The sequence below is a fragment of the Lysinibacillus sp. BNK-21 genome, assembly GCF_048684915.1.
GTDB classification, from domain to species: Bacteria; Bacillota; Bacilli; order Bacillales_A; family Planococcaceae; genus Lysinibacillus; species Lysinibacillus capsici.
The window spans coordinates 3814081-3837340 of sequence record NZ_JBLQTS010000001.1; the positions used below are offsets into that span (position 1 = coordinate 3814081).

The 23260-nt window shown below is 37.0% G+C and carries 23 protein-coding genes; 5 read left to right on the top strand and 18 right to left on the bottom strand.

Annotation, left to right across the window (positions count from 1 at the left end):
* Positions 1-79: 79 nt before the first annotated feature.
* From ACMGGO_RS19350 to ACMGGO_RS19425, 16 genes are all read right to left on the bottom strand, one after another.
* On the bottom strand, positions 80-1318 hold the full coding sequence (locus ACMGGO_RS19350) for a flagellin (RefSeq protein WP_279493955.1): 1239 nt from the start codon (positions 1316-1318) through the stop codon (positions 80-82).
* A gap of 204 nt (positions 1319-1522) precedes the next feature.
* Positions 1523-2683, bottom strand: coding sequence for a flagellin lysine-N-methylase (fliB, locus tag ACMGGO_RS19355; protein WP_257961506.1), 1161 nt, complete (start codon positions 2681-2683; stop codon positions 1523-1525).
* Positions 2684-2760: 77 nt separating this feature from the next.
* Positions 2761-2982: a carbon storage regulator CsrA gene (gene csrA, locus ACMGGO_RS19360; RefSeq protein WP_279493953.1), complete on the bottom strand. Its 222-nt coding sequence runs from the start codon at positions 2980-2982 to the stop codon at positions 2761-2763.
* On the bottom strand, positions 2982-3422 hold the full coding sequence (gene fliW / locus ACMGGO_RS19365; protein ID WP_216486562.1) for a flagellar assembly protein FliW: 441 nt from the start codon (positions 3420-3422) through the stop codon (positions 2982-2984). The genes csrA and fliW overlap by 1 nt, the downstream gene beginning before the upstream one ends.
* Positions 3423-3453: 31 nt before the next feature.
* Positions 3454-4020, bottom strand: coding sequence for a DUF6470 family protein (locus ACMGGO_RS19370; RefSeq protein WP_420282140.1), 567 nt, complete (start codon positions 4018-4020; stop codon positions 3454-3456).
* Positions 4021-4113: 93 nt separating this feature from the next.
* Complete coding sequence (flgL, locus tag ACMGGO_RS19375; RefSeq protein ID WP_279493950.1) at positions 4114-5040, bottom strand: flagellar hook-associated protein FlgL; 927 nt, start codon at positions 5038-5040, stop codon at positions 4114-4116.
* Positions 5041-5065: 25 nt separating this feature from the next.
* Positions 5066-6628 (bottom strand): flagellar hook-associated protein FlgK, encoded by a 1563-nt coding sequence (gene flgK, locus ACMGGO_RS19380; protein WP_279493949.1) that lies wholly within the window; start codon positions 6626-6628, stop codon positions 5066-5068.
* Positions 6629-6644: 16 nt separating this feature from the next.
* Positions 6645-7145, bottom strand: a complete 501-nt coding sequence (locus ACMGGO_RS19385) for a flagellar protein FlgN (RefSeq protein ID WP_054549756.1) — start codon at positions 7143-7145, stop codon at positions 6645-6647.
* A gap of 27 nt (positions 7146-7172) precedes the next feature.
* Entirely contained in the window at positions 7173-7433 is a 261-nt protein-coding gene (gene flgM, locus ACMGGO_RS19390) for a flagellar biosynthesis anti-sigma factor FlgM (protein WP_369354346.1), read from the bottom strand.
* A 121-nt stretch (positions 7434-7554) separates the two neighbouring features.
* The gene (locus tag ACMGGO_RS19395; protein ID WP_004227580.1) at positions 7555-7968 is read right to left on the bottom strand and encodes a TIGR03826 family flagellar region protein; all 414 of its coding nucleotides are present in this window, start codon (positions 7966-7968) and stop codon (positions 7555-7557) included.
* 77 nt (positions 7969-8045) lie between these two features.
* Entirely contained in the window at positions 8046-8636 is a 591-nt protein-coding gene (locus ACMGGO_RS19400; protein WP_420282141.1) for a ComF family protein, read from the bottom strand.
* Positions 8633-10018, bottom strand: coding sequence for a DEAD/DEAH box helicase (locus tag ACMGGO_RS19405; protein WP_387255073.1), 1386 nt, complete (start codon positions 10016-10018; stop codon positions 8633-8635). Before ACMGGO_RS19405 ends, ACMGGO_RS19400 begins: the two co-directional genes overlap by 4 nt.
* Before the next feature lie 44 nt (positions 10019-10062).
* A complete protein-coding gene (locus ACMGGO_RS19410) occupies positions 10063-10905 on the bottom strand; it encodes a DegV family protein (protein ID WP_259951071.1) in 843 nt (280 codons plus the stop codon).
* A gap of 271 nt (positions 10906-11176) precedes the next feature.
* On the bottom strand, positions 11177-11722 hold the full coding sequence (locus ACMGGO_RS19415) for a DUF3225 domain-containing protein (protein ID WP_004227588.1): 546 nt from the start codon (positions 11720-11722) through the stop codon (positions 11177-11179).
* A gap of 285 nt (positions 11723-12007) precedes the next feature.
* Positions 12008-12682, bottom strand: coding sequence for a response regulator transcription factor (locus ACMGGO_RS19420; protein WP_004227590.1), 675 nt, complete (start codon positions 12680-12682; stop codon positions 12008-12010).
* 35 nt (positions 12683-12717) lie between these two features.
* A complete protein-coding gene (locus ACMGGO_RS19425) occupies positions 12718-13866 on the bottom strand; it encodes a sensor histidine kinase (RefSeq protein ID WP_048392088.1) in 1149 nt (382 codons plus the stop codon).
* A gap of 165 nt (positions 13867-14031) precedes the next feature.
* On the opposite strand from ACMGGO_RS19425, the gene ACMGGO_RS19430 reads away from it, so the two are divergent.
* Positions 14032-14667, top strand: a complete 636-nt coding sequence (locus ACMGGO_RS19430) for a YigZ family protein (protein WP_103117453.1) — start codon at positions 14032-14034, stop codon at positions 14665-14667.
* A 147-nt stretch (positions 14668-14814) separates the two neighbouring features.
* Positions 14815-15870 (top strand): LCP family protein, encoded by a 1056-nt coding sequence (locus ACMGGO_RS19435; RefSeq protein ID WP_387255077.1) that lies wholly within the window; start codon positions 14815-14817, stop codon positions 15868-15870.
* 238 nt (positions 15871-16108) lie between these two features.
* On the opposite strand, the gene ACMGGO_RS19440 is transcribed toward ACMGGO_RS19435, so the two are convergent.
* The gene (locus ACMGGO_RS19440) at positions 16109-17176 is read right to left on the bottom strand and encodes a glycosyltransferase family 4 protein (RefSeq protein WP_004230902.1); all 1068 of its coding nucleotides are present in this window, start codon (positions 17174-17176) and stop codon (positions 16109-16111) included.
* A 225-nt stretch (positions 17177-17401) separates the two neighbouring features.
* Here ACMGGO_RS19440 and secA2 point away from each other — a divergent pair, with 225 nt between their 5' ends.
* The 3 genes from secA2 to ACMGGO_RS19455 all read left to right on the top strand — a co-directional run bounded on the left by secA2 (position 17402) and on the right by ACMGGO_RS19455 (position 22094).
* Positions 17402-19765, top strand: coding sequence for an accessory Sec system translocase SecA2 (gene secA2 / locus ACMGGO_RS19445; RefSeq protein WP_312123824.1), 2364 nt, complete (start codon positions 17402-17404; stop codon positions 19763-19765).
* Positions 19765-20661 (top strand): accessory Sec system S-layer assembly protein, encoded by an 897-nt coding sequence (locus tag ACMGGO_RS19450; protein WP_054549747.1) that lies wholly within the window; start codon positions 19765-19767, stop codon positions 20659-20661. The genes secA2 and ACMGGO_RS19450 overlap by 1 nt, the downstream gene beginning before the upstream one ends.
* 78 nt (positions 20662-20739) lie before the next feature.
* A protein-coding gene (locus ACMGGO_RS19455) for an IS3 family transposase (protein WP_139111235.1) occupies positions 20740-22094 on the top strand; the annotation gives its coding sequence in 2 pieces (ribosomal slippage) (positions 20740-21193 and positions 21193-22094; 1356 coding nt in all).
* Between the two features lie 97 nt (positions 22095-22191).
* On the opposite strand, the gene ACMGGO_RS19460 is transcribed toward ACMGGO_RS19455, so the two are convergent.
* A complete protein-coding gene (locus ACMGGO_RS19460) occupies positions 22192-23085 on the bottom strand; it encodes a LysM peptidoglycan-binding domain-containing protein (protein WP_054549746.1) in 894 nt (297 codons plus the stop codon).
* Positions 23086-23260 lie beyond the last annotated feature (175 nt).

A 23260-nucleotide genomic window follows, 5' to 3' on the forward strand; every position in this document is an offset into this window, starting at 1 on the left:
CTTACTACCCTATGTATATCGGTTATTTCTTATAAATATAAAGAAAAAGCCTTCAAAAAGAAGGCTTTTTCTAAATTTCTTATTGTAATAATTGAAGAACACCTTGAGGTTGTTGGTTTGCTTGTGCAAGCATAGATTGTGCTGCTTGCATTAAGATGTTGTTCTTCGTGAAGCCCATCATCTCTTTCGCCATATCAGCATCACGGATACGAGATTCAGCATCTTGTAAGTTTTCAGCTGATGTACCTAAGTTTTTCACTGTATGTTCTAAACGGTTTTGTACTGCCCCTAAGCGAGAACGCTCAACAGATACTTTTGTCACAGCGTCATCGATTTTCTTGATTGCTGCATCCGCATCTGCACGAGAAGTAATTTCCATTAAATTTTTACCTTGATCATCTGTTAAATTAAGACCTTTAAGACCCATTTCAGCAATATTTACTTCAATGTTTTGACCTGTGTTTGCACCGATGTGGAATTTCTTACCTTGGTACGTACCATCTAATAACTTCATGTTATTGAACTCAGTTTGTTCAGCGATACGATCTACTTCATTACGTAATGCTGATAATTCTTCTTGAATTTTACCTACGTCTTTATTTGCTACAGTATCTTTATTCCCAGCACCTTTACCTGAAATAAGTGTTGCTGATGCTTTAAGTGCAGTTGCTGATGCATTGATGTTATCAGCTGAGCCTTTAAGTTCTGCTGCTGACTGTTGAAGTACAGCTGCTGAACCATTAATTGTCGCTGCTGAACCGTTAAGTGTTGCTGCTGATGCTTCTAAAGCTGCTGCTGATGCAAGGCTTCCCGCTGCTTTCATTGCGTCAGCTGATGCTTTTTTAACTGTTGCTGATGCTGTTTTTGATGCTGCTGATGCTGCTTTTTTCGAAGCAGATTGTGATTTAGTAGCTGCTGACGCTCCCTTACTTGCTGCTGATGCTGTTTTTGATGCTGCTGATGCTGTTTTTGCTGCTGCTGATGCTGATTTAGTAGCATCATCACCGCGCTCATTCGTTTGAGTAGATGCTTGAACAGCTAACTCACGCATACGTTGTAAAATTGCGTGTGTTTCTTCTAACGCACCCTCAGCAGTTTTGATTAATGAAATACCATCTTGTGCGTTTTTAGAAGCCATTTGTAGACCACGGATTTGTCCACGCATTTTTTCTGAAATCGCTAAACCTGCTGCATCGTCTCCAGCACGGTTAATACGGAAACCTGAAGATAATTTCTCAAGGTGTTTACTCGTATTTGTAGTATTGTTTGCTAAGTTACGGTGTGCGTTAAACGCTGCAATGTTATTTTGAATTCTCATTTGGAATTCCTCCTTGAATGTTTTTTATTTCCACGTCCTTGTGGTTGTTTGGAAACAAAGCGTTTTTCAACTTTTTATTTCCCACAATTTCTATATCGACATGCTTTTAAAATGTTTAATATATTTAATAAATTATTTTATTAATTTATTTCAAACTTCACTACTTCGTCAAACATAGACATTCATTTATATGGTGATCGAATGCTAGTCATTTTCTCTCTCCAATATACTTTTCATTAGTTTTCTAAAATCCTTATTATTTTCTAATGTCTTCGTAAAAGATTGGATGAATTTTAATACGATTTCCTCCGATAAGCCTTGATGATAACTTCCCAAACCTATTAACGTACCTTTAATAAATAAAAACCACATAAACAATTGCTCATATTCCTTCACAAAGCTCATTTGACTTTGTGGTAAGCTATTTTTAAACACATAATTCACTAAATAATTTTCTAAAATATAGTCTTTTTCTTCAAAGAAAGGTTTGTAATAGTTTTGTACGGACTGTTTGTACAAAGCAACTGACTGCTCTACTGTATCCCCACCATTTAATTGTAAACCTTCTTCTAACTGTGCGATACATTCATCGAAACGGCGATTAAATAGCTCATATTCTTTTTGGAATTCTAGAAGGCGGTATATAATATTAATCATTTCTTCATCGCTTGGTAAATATTTGTGTATACCAAAAGACGCTGCACGATTTAAAATATCGTTACATTCGCTTATATAAAGAGGTAACCGCTGTTCCCAGTCACTCTCTTCAGTAGTTTGCATTTTTCTCATGAATATTCCTAATACTAGTAAACGAGATTCAATGGAAGCTTGGCGATTTTGAAGTATTTGAATAACAAATATACGCATATCCCAAAAACGACTCGTCACATCCGGGTATGCAAATAGTGTATGTTTAGCAAATTCATCTTCCATCATCACAAAGTCAATGCCATCTGGATTTAACAATATTAATCTCGCAGCTTCAGGGCATGCTACACTCAAATCTCTTTCTACACGCTGCTCGATAGCTGAAATTTGTCTTGGAAAAAATGTACATGTATCACACAAAAAATTTTCTCCGAGCTCAATAAAAATGTTACATAATTTATCTTCATTTAAAAATGAACAGTTCATATGTTCGTCTACTTTTATTTTAGCGTAGTTACTATCTGATGGGTTTGCGCGCTCTCTTGTTACGTTCGTGCGTAAATCTTTAGCAATCGATCCACTTGTTACTTTTCGATACATTTGGAAAGTGCGTTTATCAACACTTAACTTCCATCCCGCACAGCAAGTATCCTCACACGCTGGACCTATACAAGAGAATTTTTCAAAATAAGTAGGCTGCAATACTTGTTTCTTCATTGTTAATCCTCTTTCATTTAGTATTTACCACACAAAGAAACACCCGAAAGAAATCTTTCAGGCTTCCTTTGTCCATATTATTTATATTTTTTTAATTGATCTAATAAATCAACATTTAATACTAATGCCTCTTTGTTTTGTCTTTGAATATCTTCGAATATTTCTTTACGATGGATGGTTACTGCTTTTGGAGCGATAATCCCAAGCTTTATTTGTTCTCCTTCAACAGCTAATATTTTTATTTCAATTTGATCACCAATCATAATAGATTCATTTTTTTTCCTTGATAATACGAGCATTATTTATCCCTACCTTTTAACACTGGGATTGGATAGCGCAGCGGATAATCTTTATCGTGTAGTACTATTTGTTTACCAAGCTTTTTGTTATTATTCATAACGATTGGTGCTAATAAATTCAATGTAGATTGTTCAAAGGGTTCTTTGAATGTAATGATTACATAAGCAACTACATCCTCTTCTTTTTCAATTTGTAGCTGCTTTTTATCCTCTTCACTTATATCAAAATGATAATCTATTTTAAAAGCATAAGGGAACGCAAGAATAAAACTAATTTCTGCACACTCTATTGATTGCAATAGGATTAATGGTAAATCAACATCCAGAGGGAGAAGAACAAATTTCTTATACTCCTCTAAGCCCATTAAGCCATGTTCAAAAACTAATATATCTTGTTCCGCAATTTCTATTTCCCCCAAAAAAATCGAATTTATTTTCATTATAGAAACCCTTCTTTTGTGTATTTTCTCTTTAACGAAGAACATCGATATCAACACGTGGTCTTTGTATCATTGTTCCTGTTATTTTACCAGGTGTGTAAGCATGTATTACTTTGTTTACTTGTACATTAATTTGTGGATAACGACGTGTAATATTTATGTCTAGTTTGCCAGGGTGATAATTCGTTTTCACTGAACCGACAGAAGGAACAAATTCAATATTATATGGACCTGCTCTTTTTGGACCATGATTTTGTTTAGCGATTTGTTGAATAACAGTGCCTTCTTGACCTTTACCAGCACTTTCTCTCATTTGTCGTCCTTCTTGCATTCGGCGCACAAGACCTTTTGCAGCTTCGTTCTTCCCCTCCTGTGCATAGCGCTCTATCATTTCACCAGTTGGAAAAAAACCTAAATCTCTTCTTGCATCCGAAGAGTCAATTGTCAATTTACCTGGTGTTGTACTCATTTCAAGAATTGCAGCTGGCTGAGAAATAGATAATTCAGCTGAAGGTTGTTTAATATATTGGATAGGATCCTGTTTTTGCCAATCCATTTGAATATCTGTTGTGCGAATTTGAATTTGTGGCAATTTCATACGCATCACATCTTTCTTAAAATATCTAAATTCATCATTTGGATAATCGATTAATTCATCCTATATTACTTTTTAAAAGAGCTTTAGTCGATTTTATCTAATAAAATCGACTAAAGTCTGCTGAATAATTTTTGCTCCTACGGATAGAGCTGCCTGGTGAATAGATTCTTGTGTTACCATATTGGTAATCGTTTCAGGATATTCTGTATCCTCGTTTAGCGACATTTGCTTTGTGGCATGTTCTTCACCAATTTTCAAACGATTTCCCATCAGTTCAACTCGATTTTGACGTGCTCCAACATCAGCTTGTAGTTTCAATGTCTTTTCATGAATACTATCTAGTGCCGGGATTGTTGCCCCACCACCATCTGTTACTTGTAAGCCAAGTGCTGCGCTCACTTCATCACTTGTTTTAGTATCATCATCTAAAGTAGCTATCACATGAGCCATAAAGTCATCGAGTTCCCCGAATAACTCAGCACCTGGTGTATTCACTGACATTCTAATTCCGTCAAACACATCAATCTCAATATTTTTCTCTTTTCCCAATGTTGTAATAGCTGGATTTTGTGGACTTATTTTATCCGTATAGAGCGGCTGATCTACATGTGTACCTGAAAAAATATAATTCCCAGCAATTTGTGTGTTACCAACATCTCGGAGAGACTCCTTAATTTGTTTCATTTCTGCATTAATTTTTTGACGTTCCTTCCCATTTGTATCATTTGCAGCCTGGACAATCAGTTCCTTGACACGGGTTAATGCAGAACCAACTTCATTAAAAGCTGAGTCCGTTGAATCTAACCATGAATTCGCTGTACTTAGATTACGTTGGTATTGTTCGTTTTTACCGAGATCTACACGGTATCCCATGCCCACCACTGCTGCAACAGGATCCTCAGATGGTTTGTTGAATTTCCTACCAGAAGTCAACATATTTTGATAGTTGGACATTTTTCCATAGCTGCTATTTAAATTCCGTAACATGTTATTAGATAACATGGATTGTGTAACACGCATCGATAACTCTCCTTTCAGGTAGCGATTATAGTCCTACTCGTCCCATTCCATTAATAATTTTGTCTAGTGTTTCATCCACTACGGTAATCATACGTGCATTAGCGTTGTATGCTTGTTGAAATGTAATCATATTGGTCATCTCTTCATCTAAAGAAACCGAACTCATCGCAGCTCGATTATTAGCGATTTGTAAATGTAATGCCTGCGAGTTCTTAAAATTAGTTTCTGCCTCTTTTCCTTTGACAGCTAAGTCCCCTGTTATTCCTCTATAGAAGTTCTGGAATGTGGCTTGACCTAAATTGGCATTTGTCTTTGACTGTAACTCTGCTAATTTAAGCATATTTTTATTATTACCAGATTCACCTGCTGTATCAGACGCAGCCACTTCTTCTGGTTTTGTAATTACTATTTTAAAATCACGGGCTGTTGTACCACTGAAAAAATCACGATTGCCAACAGTGTCGTTTAGTCCAAAACCTGCTCGATGAATCGCATTAAATTCGGTAATAAATTCATTAGCTAACTTATCCAGATTAGCTATCATTTCGGAATAGAGTCCTTGTCCTGTGCCATTATTATAACTGTGACCATAAGCTTCGATTAACGCTCGAAAACCCCCACCTTCTTTATGCAGTTGACCAAAGCTAATAGTAGAAGGACCTACCATCGGATCAGTTGGTGGTTCCCCAATATCAGAAATTCTAAACTCCAAAAACTCTGCAAAACTTCCTGTTGCTGGATCGTCTTCTTCACCATCTATACGATTACCGTTTCTATCCACAGCAGCAAGTGTTGCATATTCCCTGCCGTTTACTAAGGTGATTGGTGGACTACCATCTGATGGTTCATAGGTAATTGTAATAGTACCTTCTGCTACATCGTTTGCTAACCCACCAGATTTTTCTCGTTGGATGGACACAGGCAATTTTTTATTTAATTCATCTACCAACAAGTCCCGTGCATCATATAAATCATTCGGCACATTGCCATTCGGTTCAACCTCTTCAATTTGCTTATTAATATGAGCAATTTGTTTAAGAAGTGAGTTGACGACGTCTGTTGTAACCTTTATTTCATTCCCGATATTCCCTTGAACCTTCTTTAATTGCCGATCCATATAATTGAAGGAGTCTGCAAGAGTTCTTCCTTCAGCAAGCAACACCTGACGCCCAGCCATTAATTGTGGATCTTTAGTGATATCTTCCATTGATTTCCAAAAATTGGTGAATGCCTGGTTAATTCCATATTGAGAGGGTTCATTCATTACATCTTCTATTTGCGAGATAGATTTTACTGTGGATTCCCAATAACCTAGTCGATTTGTTTCCTGACGATATTGCCGATCAATAAACTCATCGCGAATACGTTGGATAGATGTTGCTTCGACACCTGTCCCAAGATGACCAGGATATGAAGGCGAATTTAGTCCGGCAGTTGGAAATCCAGGTGTTGCCTGCATGTTCACTCGTTGACGAGAGTAGCCTAGTGTGTTGGCGTTGGAAATATTGTGACCTGTTGTATATAAAGCAGTTTGCTGTGTGAAGAGGCCACGTTTACTAGCTTCTAAGCCCATAAATGTTGAGCGCATTTTTCTTCCTCCCTTGTTATGCTTGTGAATCGAAATATGATTTTTTAGCTATGGTATTAGTTCCACGTACTTCGTTGCTGGAATAGTTCATTTGCTCTGTACGGGGTCTTACTGCATCTAATGTTAGGTTGACGATCTGTAATGATTGGAAAACGAGTTTTTGATTTAGATCATTTTGTTTTCGTAGGTCATTGATAATTTGCATTAAACGTTCGCGAACTGCTGATAGTGTTGCTTTGTCAGCTTGTTGTTCAGCAGCCTCGATGACATCCGCGACAGTTGTTTTGTCAGCTGAAGCAAGTCCCTTTGCTTCAAGGTAGTCCGTTACCTGTTTCTGACGCTGTTGCTCGAGCTTATCGATGGCTGCTACATGCGCCTGCTCATCCTTGAGCAATTGGTCTAGCGCTTCGATATCGCCAGCTTTAATAATTTCCGTTTTTTTAAAGGCTAGTTCGAGTAAGCTTTTATGCATTCTCTCTAGCATTATTAGTGTAGAACTAATTGCTTCTACAGACATATCGTTATACACCCTTTCTGCTATTCCCTAGAAACGATAATATTTCAGCATATCCTCTGCCACTTTACGCGCATCTACTTTGTAATCGCCAGAAGCAATATCCTTTTTCAACTGTTGAACATGATCTGCTCGCTCCGAACTGTATGTTGAAACACCTCGCATTTCTTGTGCAGCCTTTGAAATTTCAATTTTATCGGCGAAAGATGCCTTGTTTGTATTTGATTTCACATTACGTACTTGGTTTTTATAGGCGTTTACTGCATTAACTCCATAAGATGTAATTTTCATTTCAATACCCCCCATCTCTAAATCCTATCTTACTATTATTTCGGATTGTCTCACATAATGTTAAGTTTTCACATAGAAAAAAGTGTGCTAATTTTGTTTAAAATTAACACACTTGGAGTAATTAACGTTTACGCTCTGAGTGATAGGTTACTCTCTCACGTTCTTCGACACTTTGACGAAACTCTTTGGCAGCTTCAAATGTCCGTAAGTCTGCTTTTAATTCATCTTGACATTTCGAGCAGAGCTTTCCTGTCGTCGTTAGATGACCACAGTTATCACATGGATAGCCTAGATTCGGGAACATTGCTGGCTGTAAACGGCCTTTACGGACCCATTTAAATAGTAAGTCTTTATCTGCTCCCGTGGCTTCCACAATACGTTCTACTGTTGCTGCGCGGTTTTCACGTTTACGTAAGAAACGATAAACGATTTGATAAAGCTCCTCCTCTGATTGTGCACACTTATGACACACTTCTCGGACTCCCGTATAATTAAAAAATTCATTACATTTTGGACAATTACGAACCTCTGCCATTGGCCTTCCTCCTCTTTCTAGAAAACTTATCTACGAATGCTGTCTCATTAACTATTATACATAATGCATTGGTATTTTCATCCTTCAATTAATGTGAAGTATTGGACATTTTTAGCACCTGCCTGTATTAAAACATTTTCAGCATGCTGTAGAGTTGTCCCTGTAGTTTTTATATCGTCAAAAAGAAGATAGTTTTTATGTTCAACTTGTGCACCCTCCTTTAAGCAAAAAAGTGGAGCTGCATGTATTCGCTGCTCTCTATTTTTTGAGCTTTGGGTTTCTGTCGTTGTCTTTTCTAATAATTGTATAAAAGGAATATGCGCTGCCTTTAATAGTTCATCAGTATGCGAGAATGTACGCTCCTGTTGTTTGAGAGGGTGCATTGGAATGGGTAGAATCATCGCTTTTTCTTTGGTGAGACGATTATGAAGCTCCTGCCGAAATACCTTTGCAAGAGCCACATCTTGAAGAAACTTTAGCTGGTGTAAGTAATCCTTCATCGCCTCATTATATTGATAAAGGGATGTAGCAGATTGAGAAGGTACAAAACGAGCGGCACATCTTTCACATATAGTCGGCGAGAATTGCTTGGTTAGAATAATTTTCCAGTAAATAGTTATTTTTAATGGCTGTGTGCATATTAAACAATGAGATTCTATTTTATTCATTCAGAAAATCCCTTCTTATTATAAAATTGAATTTTTGCACATGCCTCATCCATCTCTGCCGTAATACCGTGATGAAAGAATAGGACGTCCCCATCAGGAAATTGAACATCTCGCCCAACTCGACCTGCAATCTGAATGAGAGCATTTGCAGTAAAAATCAATGACTCTGCCCCTATAACAGCCACCTGTACATTGCTGATTGTAATGCCTCTTTCTAATATCGTAGTGGTTAATAAGCCCGGAACTGCTTTATTTCGTAGCTTTAACACCTTCACCTTCCGCTCTGGGTCAGCTGCATGCACAGCCAATATGTCTTCATTTAACCCTTGAAAAAGAGGAGTTGCACGTTTCATTAAGTCAATTGTCGGGAAAAATAGTAAAAAGGGTTCCTTTTGGTGTAAGCGCTCCTCCACCCACTTTTTTAACCTTTTAGGGATTTTACCTCGCTTAAAGCATTTATCATAGCCCCATAAAGAACTTACTTGTGGGATTGGTAATGGATGATTATGATAGCGTTTTGGAATAAAAGAGTAGCTTTCTTGCTGGAAAGTATGGAGTAATGATGCTGATGGGGTTGCTGTCACAAATACCAGAGGAGCATTTTCCTTTTTAGCCTTTTCTACTGCTCTTTGTAGAGTTTCATCAAATGTATAAGGAAAAGCATCTGCCTCATCTACAATAATGACATCAAATGCCTTATCAAATCGGTAGAGCTGATGCGTCGTTGCTATAATAAACTGCGCATAGCCCTTTTGGTGAGGTGCTCCACCGTATAAAGCATGAATAACTGTATCCGGAAAAGCCTCTTGAAAGCGTGGATACAGTTCTAACACTACATCTGTCCGTGGTGTAGCAATACAAACACGTAGCCCTCTCTTTAATGCATCATAGACAGTAGGAAAAAGTAGCTCTGTTTTGCCTGCACCGCAAACTGCATGAATTAAATGGGAGCGTTTTGCTTTCACACTTGCCAAGGTTTCATTAGCAGCCTGTTGCTGGAGTTCGGTGTATTGCCCTGCCCATTTTAATGAATGCTTGTTAATTTTTATCGTCTTGGGACCTGTCCAAGTCATCAATTGTGTACAGCTACTGACTCTCCCCATCTTAATACAGTGTCGGCAGTAGACACATTGTTGCTGACATTTTGAGCAATCGAATTTTGTGAATAGGTGCTGGTCTGTATTGTGACAACGATTGCATTTCATAGCTGGCTTCATTTGAATTCCTTCTATTATACTGACGTATTTTCGCTTTATTGCTTTCTCAATATCTTCAGATGAAAATGGCGAATGTTCTTTTAACCAAATGCGCCCTTCATGAAAATCACGTAATGCTGGGGGCAACAACCAACCCCTATATCTCATTAAAACCTCCCCTTTCATAGAAAAAAGCCTCTACTTTTGCAGTAGAGACTTCTCACAATTCGTTATTTTTTTGTCCATCCTAATCCCATTGACCCTTCACCCAAATGAGTACCAATAACAGGACCAAAATAGCTCAATTTAAAGTTTACGTTTGGGTACGTTGCGGCTAATTGCTCTAGCCATTCTTGGGCTTCAGCAGGACAATTTCCGTGAATGACAACAGCGTCCATCGCTGCATACTTTTTTGCATCCTCTGCTAGCAATTCTTCCGCACGCTTTAATGCCTTTTTACGTGTTCGGATTTTTTCGAAAGGTACAATTACCTTATCCACAAAATGTAAAACAGGCTTTACTTGTAGTAAGCCACCGATTAATGCTGCGGCAGAAGATAAACGCCCACCACGCTGTAAATGTGCTAAGTCGTCTACAATGAAGTAAGCACGAATAAACTGCTGCATGTCTGCTAATGCAGCAAGTATGTCTTTTGCTGAATGGCCCTCTTTCGCCATTTCCGCTGCTCTTAATACGTAAAAGCCTTGAACAGCACAGGATATTTCACTGTCAAAGGCATAAACATTAATACCTTCCACCATTTCACTGGCCTGCACTGCACCTTGGTATGTTCCACTAATACCACTCGATAAATGGATGGAAATTATCTCATCGTAATCCTTTGCTAGCTCATCAAAAAGAGCAACAAATTCTCCAATTGGAGGTTGTGTTGTTTTAGGAAATTCTTTAGCTCCACGCACCTTATCATAAAATTCAGATGCTGTGATATCTACTTCTTCTGCAAATAATTGACCTGAGATATTAACACTTAAAGGTATCATGTGAATGTTTAAGCGTGCACGTTCCTCAGCTGTAATATATGCAGTACTATCTGTTACGATTGCCGTCCTCATCCATGTCCACTCTCCTATAATTTTTAGTTTACAATCTATTTCTACTTGGTGCAATTGTTGTTGTTGTTGTGTTGTTATTGCTGGCGCTTCGCTTTTGCATAAATGACGGAAAACAAAAAGAAATGAATGTGAAATGAATGACGAACGTCGGATTCCCGTTCTTGCCCTTCTAGAGTCGTGCTAGTAAGCTAGCTTCCATTTCACATTCATTGTCTATGTATAAATAGGCATATCTTCACTCAATTGATATGTTGAATGAAGATAGCTTCTGTTAATTTCCTGTACTTGACTGTGAGTCATCGCCAATATAAAAGACACTCGTCACTTTCCAATCATTGTCCTCTTTCACAAAGACTGTTACCTGACGTCCTGCACTTTCATGTTCGACATTTGTCTCAAGCTGAAGTGAGTGCATTTTCATGTTGGCAAATACTTGCGCCTCTTCTGATTCATACTTTGCAATTGTTACATTTTCTACTTCACGCTTAATATCAAATTGATCAAATACTTCTGATGCATATGTTTTTTCTTCATCGTATTTAAAACCCTTTGGATTTTTCGAGATTGTATTCATATAACGATCAATTTCTTCAGCATTTAATGCAGCAATATACTCATCAAAAGATGCTAAAATCGCCTTTTCATCTTCCGCTGGTACATTATCAGCCTTTTCTACGTTTCCACCCATCATTTCAAAGCCAACTGTACCATCCTCTATTACTTTATCTCGTTCTTCATCACTCATCTTTTCATCTTTATTACCACAGGCAGTTAACACTAATAAGATTAGAACTGCTAGAAAACTTTTCTTTAACATCAAAAAACCTCCCGCGCATATTGTAGCATATAAATGCTTTCGTAGGAATTTTGTTGTGCATTTTCAACATTTAAGTGCTACATCTTCCTTATGACGCATTAGGCTGTAAAATGTTGCATGAATTGCTAGTTATCATATTCATACTAATGATTAGTAATGTTACAAAATTGTGAATGACCTGTTCTTCATCATGTAAGCCCAATACAAATTATTACCAAAAAACAATAAAAAACTGTTTTAAAAACTACTTCAATAAAAAGTAGCTTTTAAAAACAGTTTTAGCAATTAACGTACTTCAACCCAGCCATTTTTAATGGCTGTTACAACTGCTTGTGTACGGTCATTCACATTCATTTTTTGTAGAATACTTGATACGTGGTTTTTAACTGTTTTTTCAGAGATAAACAGTGTCTCACCAATTGTACGGTTTGATTGACCATCTGTTAATAATTGTAATACTTCACATTCACGCTTAGTTAGCAAATGGAATGGACGACGAATTTCAGTTTGATGGAAGTTTCCTTTATTTTCATGTTCTGAAAGTCGTTTAAATTCTGCTACTAGGTTTTTCGTTACTTTTGGATGTAAATAAGAACCGCCGTTGGCAACAACTTTAATCGCCTCAACGATTTCATCTGCATCCATCTCTTTTAACATATAGCCAAGAGCACCTGATTTTAATGCATGCGTAACATATGTTTCATCGTCATGTATAGACAGCATAATCACTTTTGCATCTGGAAATTCAGTAATTAACTCTGCCGTTGCTTCTACTCCATTTTTGCCTGGCATGTTAATATCCATAAGTACAACATCTGGTTCGTTTTCAGCGTATAACGTAACCACATCTGTACCATCGTCACCTTCTGCTACTACATCAAACGTATCTTCAAAATCTAAAATGCGTTTTACTCCTTCGCGGAATAGCTGGTGATCGTCTACAATAATAATCTTTGTCATTTGTCTTTACCCCCTAGATTTCTGCGACAGTTACATCATTCTACTTCTAACGGTATTTTAAATAACACCGTTGTCCCTCGATTGATTTCACTCGTAATGGTGATTGTACCATTTAAAATTTCAATACGTTCTTTCATTCCTAATATTCCAAAGGAATGATCTTTCACTACTTGTGGGTCGAAGCCTATGCCATCATCTTTTACAACAATGTTGACGGCATCTTTTAACCATTCAAGCTTTACCCAAATGTCTTTACACTTTCCATGCTTCATGGCGTTGGTTACACATTCTTGTACTAATCGGAAAATGGATACTTCATAATTTGAAGGTATACGTTTTTCTGTACTTCTCGATTGGAAATGAATTTCAACACCTGGATTATATTCAGTCACTGTCGATAAATACTTCTTTAATGTCGGAATAATTCCCAAATCATCAAGTGCCATTGGTCGTAGATCATAAATAATACGTCGCACCTCAGATAAGGCATTACGTACCGTTTTCTTTAAATCGGCAATTTCAGCCAAAGCCTTTTCAATACCTTTTTCACGATACGTTCTATCTATTAAATCAGTGCGCATAAGGACATTTGCAAGCATTTGAGCAGGTCCATCGTGAATCTCTCTTGATAAACGCTTACGCTCTTCCTCTTGAGCTGCAATAATACGTATCCCAAAATCCTGTTTCATTTTTGCTTGTTCAAGGGCTAAACCAACATTTCTTAAATCTGAAGTTAAGTAATTCAAAACGACATTTACCTGATTAACAATATGATCAGCACGTTCAATCGTATCGAGTAATCCTCTTAATCTTCTCTCTAGATCATCTCTTTTATCCCGTAGCTGTTTTTCTTGTGTTCTAATAACGGAGAGCTTTACTTGAAAATCATGTGCAGTTTCATAGGCTTCTCTAACTTGTTCTTCGGTATAATTATCAAAAGCTTTACTCACTAGCACAAGTCGTTGCTTAGCAAGCTGCGTACTTTTTTCCAATGCATCGCCATCATCAATTACGATTGATATTTGTTTTCGAACAATTTCCAGCTCTTTTTGCATATCTTCAAAGCTTCTGCGGCTTTGTTCACTTATAATAAAGATATCATCCTTTGAGCTCATGATTGTATCTAACATTCGATTAAAAATGTCATCAAGCGACTTTAAATCGAAGGTATCATTTGAAAACATAGTATACTCCCCAGTCTAATGTCTTATGATTACTTACTAATTTAATAGACTAAAATCACATATTCCATAGTCTACACCTATTATAGCATTACCATGCTAAAATTTAATGCTTTTTCTTCATGAAAATTATAGAATAGAACTCTAGTTAAAAGGAGATTGATACGAATGAGAGAAAACTATTTAACAGTAAAAGGATATGGTGAAAGCGAAATTGTCATTTCCAAATCTCGCTTTCTCACTTATATAGAACGTGCAGAAACGGAAGAGGATGCAATTTCTTTTATAGATGGTATAAAAAAATTGCATCATAATGCAACACATAACTGCTCTGCATATATTATTGGAGAGCATGATCATATTCAAAAGGCAAATGATGATGGGGAACCTAGTGGTACTGCAGGCGTCCCTATGTTAGAGGTCTTAAAAAAACAAGGGTTAAAAGATACGGTCGTTGTTGTGACCCGCTATTTCGGAGGCATTAAGCTCGGTGGTGGTGGCCTTATTCGTGCTTATGGAAAAGCAACTACAGAGGGATTAACTGCTGCACAGATAGTTGAACGTAAATTGCATCATGTCATGAAAGTAGCTATTGATTATACATGGCTAGGAAAAGTCGAAAATGAAATAAGAAGTTCATCATATTCTTTAGAGGAAATACGTTATTTGGAGGGTGTTGAAATTATTGTTTCTGTGCTAAAAGAGGAAGAAGAACAGTTCCGAAGTTGGATAACAGAAATGACAAATGGACAGGCTACCATCACTTTCGAAGATGCTCAATTTGTAGAATTTATTGTCAATTAAATAGTTTTAATTGTCGAAACTAAATATGCATAGTATAATTTTTTTGTTAAGCTATTTTATTGTCCACACAATTGCTTAGTTAAAATTGAATAAAAGTTAGCTTTATCGCATTATTATTCCCAATAATTAGAGGAGAATATATCTATTATGAAAAAAAGATCTGTTAGTCCAAATAAAAAGAGGTCTTCTAAAGCTTCCTTAATTATAAAAGTTACACTACTCCTTGTTGCAAGCTTGGTGATTTGTGTAACGGCTTATGCTGTTTACCTTACAAAACAGGTAGAGCATGCTGCAGACTCAGCATATGAGGAGTTAGAAGGTCGAGAGGTTTCAACGCAACGTGTAGAGAAAGTAGAGCCTGTACATGACAATGTCTCTATTTTATTTGTAGGTGTTGATGATAGTGACAATCGAGGGCAAGGTTCGGATCATTCACGCTCCGATGCACTCGTTTTAGCTACATTAAATAACAAAACTCATACAATTAAAATGCTAAGCATTCCTCGTGATTCTTACGTTTATATTCCTAAAGTAGGTTATAAAGATAAAATTACTCATGCACATGCTATGGGTGGAACACTTACTACTATTGAAACAGTAGAGGAACTATTTGATATTCCAATCAATTACTATGTACGTATGAATTTCAATGCCTTTATTGATGTAGTCGATGCTTTAGGTGGTATTGAAGCTGAAGTACCTTATGCTTTACATGAATTAGATGAGTTTGATAAGTTTACAATTAACTTACAGCCAGGCTTACAACATTTAAATGGTAGTGAGGCACTTGCACTCGCAAGAACACGTAAACAAGATAATGATATTGAGCGTGGTAAACGTCAACAGGAAATTCTATCTGCGATTATTAAAAAAGTCGCTTCTGTTAAGTCCGTTACGAAATATGATGATGTCATTAAAGCTCTTGGTGATAATATGAAAACAGATATGACATTCACTGAAATGAAGTCCTTCTTATCTTATTTATCAAAAGGCGCACCACGTATCGATTCCTTAACATTAGATGGCACGGATGATACATCTACTGGTATTTATTATTACCAGTTAAATCAAGATTCTGTTGAAGAAACAAAGGAGATTTTCAAAAACCATCTTGGCCTAAATGAACAATCATCAAGTCTAACAAGTGGCAATACAGGAACAGATAGTGCTGCTAGTAGCGATGACAATTCAGTTACTGAATAGAGCTTTCAGACCATAGACAAACAACTTGTCTATGGTCTTTTTATATGGCTTCTCCATTGATTGACTACCCTTTTCATTTACCCCTCCTAGTAATCGATAAACAAGCTTATTTAAGTTTACCTTCTATTCCATTCCCTATATATAATCGGTTTAAAAGAGTTTCTCAGTGTCTAACTTTAATAGTAACCCTATTTAACAACAAAAAAGCAATCATACAAATTGTATGATTGCTTATATTTTATTTACTAAATATCCGTACAAAATTTAATAATGGTTTATAGTTTTTACCAGCCAATCCGATGACCTCTACAAAGATTTCAATAGCTGTTAGGATGACCGCTACAAGTAATATAGCTCCCCAAACCTTTGCCATAGAGAAAATGATAGCTGCTAATCCAAACATTACTGCAATTCCGTAGATAATTAGGACTGTTTGTCGATGTGTAAAGCCCATATCGAGTAATCGATGGTGTAAATGTGATTTATCTGGGTCAGACCATTTCTTCTTCATGCGAACACGACGAACAATGGCAAAGAATGTATCAGAAATCGGAACACCAAGGATAATAATTGGAATGATTAAAGCTACGAATGTAATATTTTTAAAACCAAGTAACGCTAACACAGAGATCATAAATCCTAGGAACAATGCCCCTGTATCACCCATAAAGATTTTTGCTGGGTGGAAATTATAAAATAAGAAACCAAGTGAAGCTACAGCTAAAATGGCTGCTAACGCTAAAACAAACACATTGCTCATGATAAACGCCATGACAGCTAATGTAATCAGTGCAATCGTAGAAACACCTGCAGCTAGACCATCAAGGCCGTCAATTAAATTAATGGCATTCGTAATACCGATGATCCAAATAATCGTTAATGGAATACTCAATAAACCAAAATCTAATGTACCTAAGAAAGGTAGATTAACCATTTCAATTTCAATACCACCTACAAAAACAACAATCAGTGCAGCAACTAGCTGACCAAGCATTTTTGCTTTAGCAGAAATCTCACGCATATCATCAATAACACCTGTGATTACGATTATACAAGCACCAATAATGATAGCTAATAAAGCCTCATTACTACCATGTTTTGTATGAACTAAAAATGAGTATAAAATCGTCACGCCAATAATAAAGGCAAGGAAAATGGCTAAACCGCCAAGTCTTGGCATAATTCGAGCATGTACTTTTCGATAGTTTGGTGCATCAACTGCACCTATTCTAAACGCTAAACGTTTCACTAATGGAGTTAACAAAATGGATGCAACGAACGCTGCTATTAAAGACACGTAAAGCATGTCTCTCCTCCTCAAATATATAATCTACATTGAAATCCAAATTGATTATAGCATGAACAAGCATTGAAATATACTTTTTCTAAACATTTTCCACGATTTCACAAATATTTTGTACATTTTAGCATTAGTAGATTCCTATACAGTCAAATGTAGTCACCATTCGCAAAATTTGATAGAATAATGGAGTGTCTAGCATGTAGACAACTTTAAAGGAGCGTATATTTCATGTTCTCAATTTTCAAAAGTAATAAAGAGCAAACTAGTGCTCGTCAATTAAAACGCTACTACAAAATAGTAGATCAAATTAACAATCTTGAAGAAAAATATGTTAACAAGTCAGATGCCGAATTACGAGAAATGACTTTTATTTTCAAAGATCAATTAGAACAAGGTGAGCCTCTTACATCGATCATCCCGGACGCATTTGCTGTTGTACGCGAAGCCTCAAAGCGTGTATTAGGAATGCGTCATTTTGATGTCCAGCTTATCGGTGGCCTGGTATTAACTGAAGGCAATATTGCTGAAATGCCTACTGGTGAAGGTAAAACACTTGTTGCTTCTCTTCCCTCTTATGTGCGTGCATTAGAAGGTAAAGGTGTTCATGTCATCACGGTTAATGATTACCTAGCAAAGCGTGACTATGAGCTTGTTGGTCAAATCCATCGTTTCCTTGGCTTAACTGTAGGTTTAAATGTACCAATGATGGAACCTGGTGAAAAGAAAGAAGCCTATAACGCCGATATTACATACGGTGTGGGTACTGAGTTTGGCTTCGATTATCTACGTGACAATATGGCTTATAGCTTAGCAGATAAAGTACAACGTCCTTATCACTTCGCTATTATCGATGAAGTAGATAGTGTATTAATCGACGAAGCGAAAACACCTTTAATTATCGCAGGTAAAATGCCTTCTAATGATGAATTACACCGCATTGCTGCTATGTTAGCGAAACGATTTAAGAAAGATGAAGATTATGACTTTGACGATGAAACAAAGGCTACTTCTCTAACGGATAAAGGTATTGAAAAGGTTGAGGCTGCCTTCAATATCGATAATTTATATGACTTAGAACACCAAACACTCTTCCATTACGTAATCCAAGCAGTACGTGCACATGTGATGTTTAAGCGCGATGTTGATTACATTGTCAAAGAAGACAAAATTGAGCTTGTTGATATGTTTACAGGTCGTATTTTGGAAGGTCGTTCACTTTCTGATGGTTTACATCAAGCGATTGAAGCTAAAGAAGGCGTAACGATTACAGATGAAAATAAATCAATGGCCCAGGTCACAATTCAAAACTATTTCCGTATGTATCCAAAGCTTTCCGGGATGACAGGTACAGCGAAAACACAGGAAAAAGAAATTCGCGAAGTATACGGCATGGAAGTTGTGCAAATCCCAACAAACCGTCCGCGTCAGCGTATTGATCAACCTGACCTTATTTTTAGCACACAGGAAGCAAAATATAAGTATGTTGCAGCTGAGGTTAAAAAACGTCATGAAAAAGGCCAGCCAATTTTAATTGGGACAACATCGATTTTACAATCTGAAACTGTAGCTGACTATCTGAAAAAGGAAAAATTAACATTCCAATTACTTAATGCAAAAACAGTTGAACAAGAAGTTGAACTTATTTCACAGGCAGGTCAAAAGGGTCGTATTACGGTAGCGACAAACATGGCTGGTCGTGGTACGGATATCATGTTAGGTGAGGATGTACACGAGCTTGGTGGTTTATATGTAATTGGGACAGAAAAGCATGAAAGCCGTCGTGTAGACAATCAGTTGCGTGGGCGTTCAGGCCGTCAAGGTGATGTAGGCGAAAGTCGCTTCATTCTCTCTATTGAAGATGATATGTTCCGCCGTTACGCAAAAGAAGAAGTAGAAAAATTCTCTGCAAAAATGATTGTAGATGATCAGGGTATTATTCAAAATAAAGAGGTTCAAGAGCTTATTGACCGAACACAACGAATTGTTGAAGGTTCCCAATATGGCATGCGGGAGTATAACCTAAAATTAGACGATGTTATCAATGACCAACGTACCGTTCTTTATGGACTTCGCGACAAAATTTTAGCTGGCGAAGATTTAATGGGTGAACTGAAGAAAATGCTACGTGAAACGGTTGATTTTGCTGTTCATGACGCCGCGCCAGAAGATGTATCTCCAATTGAATGGGATTACGAACAAATGGAGAATGCGCTTAACTCATTATTCATCACACCTGTTTCAATCAACCGAGAAATAGGAAAAACAAAACAAATTCTTGCTGAAATTCAACCTTCTGAACAAGAACTGCTTGATCGCATGGAGACATTCGCTGAAAACGAAAGAGTCATAGAAGTACTTCCTCAAATTATGCTTAGCCATATTGATAGCGGCTGGATTAAGCATTTAGAGGCCATGACGCATTTAAAAGAAGGAATCGGTCTACGTCATTATCAGCAAGAAGATCCAATGCGAATTTACCAACGTGAAGGGTTAGAATTATTCGGTAAAAACTTCCAAGAATTACGTCGTTCTATTATTATAGAAATTACAGGCTTCATGAAAACAGTTGAGGCACAACAGGAGGAACAATAATGGGCTTATTTTCATTTTTTAAAAAATCAGATAAAGTTGTTCAGGAAAACACAATTGACTCAAAAGATTTACTAGGGAATACAACGAAAAATACAGGTGATAATCGCGATGTGGAGACAAAATTATCATTCCATCCAGAATGGGATGTCCCACAAGAGCAAAAATACATTTTTAACTTCCTAGCGAATGAGCTAGAGCCGTTGAAACCAAACCAATTATCGCTCTCTTCAATTAGTATTGAAGAAGGTCGAGGTGGAAAATGGTTAGTTCGTGCATTTTTCCGTTCCTCTCTACCTCAAGCTATTGAGCTAGGTGAAATTGAACTTTTCATTATGGATAAAAATGATGAGCTTGTTGCATCTAAAAAATTCGATTTTAAAGCACTTGGTACAATCCCAGCAGAAAGTGCTCGTCCATGGGTATTTGAATTTGAAAAGTCTACAATTAAAGTAGATGAAGTTCCCGAAGATGGCTGGAAAATTGCCTTTAATCTTGTTTCCCTTCGCGGTCATCAATTAGAATTAGATCCGTCATGGGAAAAACAGTTACCAGCAGAACAAAAAGAAGAACTTGAGAAAATCGTTAAAACATTACCAAAGCTAGGTGAGACAGAAGTGAATTTCACAGGTTTACAGGCCAAACTAGCTGACAATGGTAATTTAAACGTATCTATCTTTATTCGTAATGGACATAATAAAGCAATCAATCTAGAACAATTACCATTAGAAATTGTCGATGCTACAGGTAAACAAATTGCCAAAGGTTCCTTTAAAATGGATCCAATCTTAACTGTCCAGCCAAACTCCACAAAGCCTTGGACATTTATTTTCCCTGCAGAGCTTGTTGATGCTAAAGACGCTGACCTTTCTCGTTGGACAGCTCGTGTAACACAATAACCTAAAACCCCCCTTTCTCTTTTATGAACTGCTCCCCAAATGTTAGACACATCTAACATTTGGAGGAGCAGTTTTTATATGGCTAAATTTACATCGGAAGAAAAACTACAAGCAGCCTTACGTTACATAAAAGGCAATGAAAGTTCACATGAAATTGCTAAATCTATCGGAACAGATCACAAAGCAATTCTTAATTGGGCGAAACAATATGAGTATAATGGCGTAGAAGCGTTTATAAAGCGATATACAAATTATTCGGCACAGTTTAAACTAGACGTACTAAACTTTATGATTGAAAATGGTACGTCCTTACTTGAAACAGCAGCTATCTTTAAGATAGCTACGCCTTCTACACTTCGTAGTTGGAAAAAGCAATTTAAAACAAAAGGATTCGATGCCCTTCAATCAAGGAAAAAGGGGCATCCATCCATGAAAAAAGAAACGAACAAACAACCAAAACAAGCACCAGTAGAAGGGACACCTGAAGCACTTCAAGCAGAAATCAATCGTCTACGTATGGAAAATGAGTACTTAAAAAAGTTGAACGCCTTAGTTCAAGCCAAGGAAAAATCACCAAAGAAGACAAAGTAAAGGTCATCTATGAATTAAGGCATAAATACTCGGTGAAGGCGCTTGCGAAATTCGCAGGCATTCCACGTAGCACGTACTATGATTTAGTGAAGAAGATGGATCGTCCAGATCCAGATGCCGAGTTAAAGGCCGAAATTCGAGCAATTTATAACGAACACGAAGGTCGTTATGGTTATCGTCGTATTCGTGATGAGCTAGCAAATCGTGGGAAAAAAGTGAATCATAAAAAGGTTCAACGTATCATGAAAGAATTAGGTTTAAAGTGCTTAGTGCGTATGAAGAAATACAAATCTTATAAAGGGACAATCGGTAAGATTGCGCCTAATAGATTGGATCGTAACTTCATAGCAGAAGCACCGAATGAAAAATGGGTTACAGATATTACGGAGTTTAAGCTGTTTGGTGAAAAGCTCTATTTATCACCTATTTTAGACTTATTTAACGGCGAAATTATTACGTACACAATTGGTCATAGACCAACATATTCGCTTGTATCAGAAATGTTGGAGAAGGCACTAGAGAGGTTGCCAGAGGAACATCAATTATTGATGCATTCAGATCAAGGTTGGCATTACCAAATGAAACAATATCGCCACGCCCTTGAATCAAGAGGCATTGTGCAAAGTATGTCACGTAAGGGAAACTGTTATGACAACTCTGTCATGGAGAATTTCTTCGGCATCATGAAGTCAGAATTCCTCTACTTAAAGGAATTTGATAGTGTCGAGCATTTTAAAAAGGAACTTGAAAAGTATATAACGTATTACAACACGAGACGTTTAAAGGCAAAATTAAAACTGAGTCCGGTAGAATACCGAACTCAGTTTACCCAAGCTGCCTAAACGAAATAACCGTGTCTAACTTATAGGGGTCACTTCATTTAGAAGAAAGGGGGGTTTTGTTAAAAGCGATTTTTGCCTAGGCAAAAATCGCTACTTTTTATTTCACACTATCAAAACGTTTATAGGCTACTAATTTAGAAGACCAGTAGGAGTACGTAACATCCGAAACTTCTACACCATCTGTACCCGCATGAATGAATTTATTATCTCCGAGATAAATTCCCATATGAGAAATACCTTCTTTATACGTATTCTCAAAGAACACTAAATCGCCGGGTACTGGATTTTCTACATGGGTAGTATTACCGTAAAAATAGCCCTCACTGCTTGCTCTTCCTATTTTTAAACCACCTTGATTAAAGGCATAAAAAATAAAGCCACTGCAATCAAGCCCTACAGGTGTATTTCCACCGTATAGATAGGGTGTTCCAACCAATGTATTGGCAACTTCAACGGTTTTGTTATAAATCGCTTGTCCATTAGCTGTAGGATCTTTCGCAGTTACTTTTGATGGAGTGCCCGTACCTGAAGTCACATTATTATGTATAGTATCACCATCGGGTATCACTGCAGCTGAAGAAAGCTTCAGTACTTGTCCAACAAAAATCGTGTCTTTTTCAAGCTTATTCCAATCCATTATATCCTTAATTGTCACATTATATAGCTTTGCAATTTTTGATAAGGTGTCACCCTTTGCTACTGTATGAGAACTAGATGCTGGTTTTCCAGAAGTTGATGGAGTTGCGGGCTTTACTCCCTCATTCGTTGATTGTTTTGGAATCTCAAGCTTTTGAGCTACAAAAATCGTATCTTTCGATAGATTATTCCACTTCATAATATCCCCAATCGTGACTTGATGATTTTGGGCGATTTTCGTTAAAGTATCTCCTTTTTGTACAGTATATGTTGCTGCTTCCGCTGTTTGTAATGCTAAAAATGAAGTTGCTAAAGTACTTAGAACAAGAATTCTCCATTTTTTTGTCTTTTGCATACCAAAGTGCCTCCGTTCGTGCTAGAATATTCCCTTGTGTGTCTATCATACTAGATAACTATTGCATGAAAAATCGGAAAAACTGACTATTTTTCAAACATTATAGGAAACTTATAGAATACGACGAAATCCGACTATATTGAAATACTATTTTCATTGCAAGATTAGTGTTCCT

Coding starts and splice junctions, on each gene's coding strand:
- ACMGGO_RS19440 (WP_004230902.1), bottom strand. CDS start 17,176: ATGCTTTACGTGTCTTTAATAGCAGCGTTCGTTGCATCCATTTTGTTA.
- ACMGGO_RS19435 (WP_387255077.1), top strand. CDS start 14,815: ATGAAAAAAAGATCTGTTAGTCCAAATAAAAAGAGGTCTTCTAAAGCT.
- fliB (WP_257961506.1), bottom strand. CDS start 2,683: ATGAAGAAACAAGTATTGCAGCCTACTTATTTTGAAAAATTCTCTTGT.
- ACMGGO_RS19460 (WP_054549746.1), bottom strand. CDS start 23,085: ATGCAAAAGACAAAAAAATGGAGAATTCTTGTTCTAAGTACTTTAGCA.
- ACMGGO_RS19400 (WP_420282141.1), bottom strand. CDS start 8,636: ATGAATAAAATAGAATCTCATTGTTTAATATGCACACAGCCATTAAAA.
- ACMGGO_RS19450 (WP_054549747.1), top strand. CDS start 19,765: ATGGGCTTATTTTCATTTTTTAAAAAATCAGATAAAGTTGTTCAGGAA.
- ACMGGO_RS19350 (WP_279493955.1), bottom strand. CDS start 1,318: ATGAGAATTCAAAATAACATTGCAGCGTTTAACGCACACCGTAACTTA.
- ACMGGO_RS19415 (WP_004227588.1), bottom strand. CDS start 11,722: ATGTTAAAGAAAAGTTTTCTAGCAGTTCTAATCTTATTAGTGTTAACT.
- ACMGGO_RS19395 (WP_004227580.1), bottom strand. CDS start 7,968: ATGGCAGAGGTTCGTAATTGTCCAAAATGTAATGAATTTTTTAATTAT.
- ACMGGO_RS19425 (WP_048392088.1), bottom strand. CDS start 13,866: ATGTTTTCAAATGATACCTTCGATTTAAAGTCGCTTGATGACATTTTT.
- ACMGGO_RS19385 (WP_054549756.1), bottom strand. CDS start 7,145: ATGTCTGTAGAAGCAATTAGTTCTACACTAATAATGCTAGAGAGAATG.
- flgL (WP_279493950.1), bottom strand. CDS start 5,040: ATGCGTGTTACACAATCCATGTTATCTAATAACATGTTACGGAATTTA.
- ACMGGO_RS19405 (WP_387255073.1), bottom strand. CDS start 10,018: ATGAAAGGGGAGGTTTTAATGAGATATAGGGGTTGGTTGTTGCCCCCA.
- csrA (WP_279493953.1), bottom strand. CDS start 2,982: ATGCTCGTATTATCAAGGAAAAAAAATGAATCTATTATGATTGGTGAT.
- ACMGGO_RS19420 (WP_004227590.1), bottom strand. CDS start 12,682: ATGACAAAGATTATTATTGTAGACGATCACCAGCTATTCCGCGAAGGA.
- ACMGGO_RS19410 (WP_259951071.1), bottom strand. CDS start 10,905: ATGAGGACGGCAATCGTAACAGATAGTACTGCATATATTACAGCTGAG.
- ACMGGO_RS19430 (WP_103117453.1), top strand. CDS start 14,032: ATGAGAGAAAACTATTTAACAGTAAAAGGATATGGTGAAAGCGAAATT.
- flgK (WP_279493949.1), bottom strand. CDS start 6,628: ATGCGCTCAACATTTATGGGCTTAGAAGCTAGTAAACGTGGCCTCTTC.
- ACMGGO_RS19370 (WP_420282140.1), bottom strand. CDS start 4,020: ATGAAATTGCCACAAATTCAAATTCGCACAACAGATATTCAAATGGAT.
- fliW (WP_216486562.1), bottom strand. CDS start 3,422: ATGAAAATAAATTCGATTTTTTTGGGGGAAATAGAAATTGCGGAACAA.
- secA2 (WP_312123824.1), top strand. CDS start 17,402: ATGTTCTCAATTTTCAAAAGTAATAAAGAGCAAACTAGTGCTCGTCAA.
- flgM (WP_369354346.1), bottom strand. CDS start 7,433: ATGAAAATTACATCTTATGGAGTTAATGCAGTAAACGCCTATAAAAAC.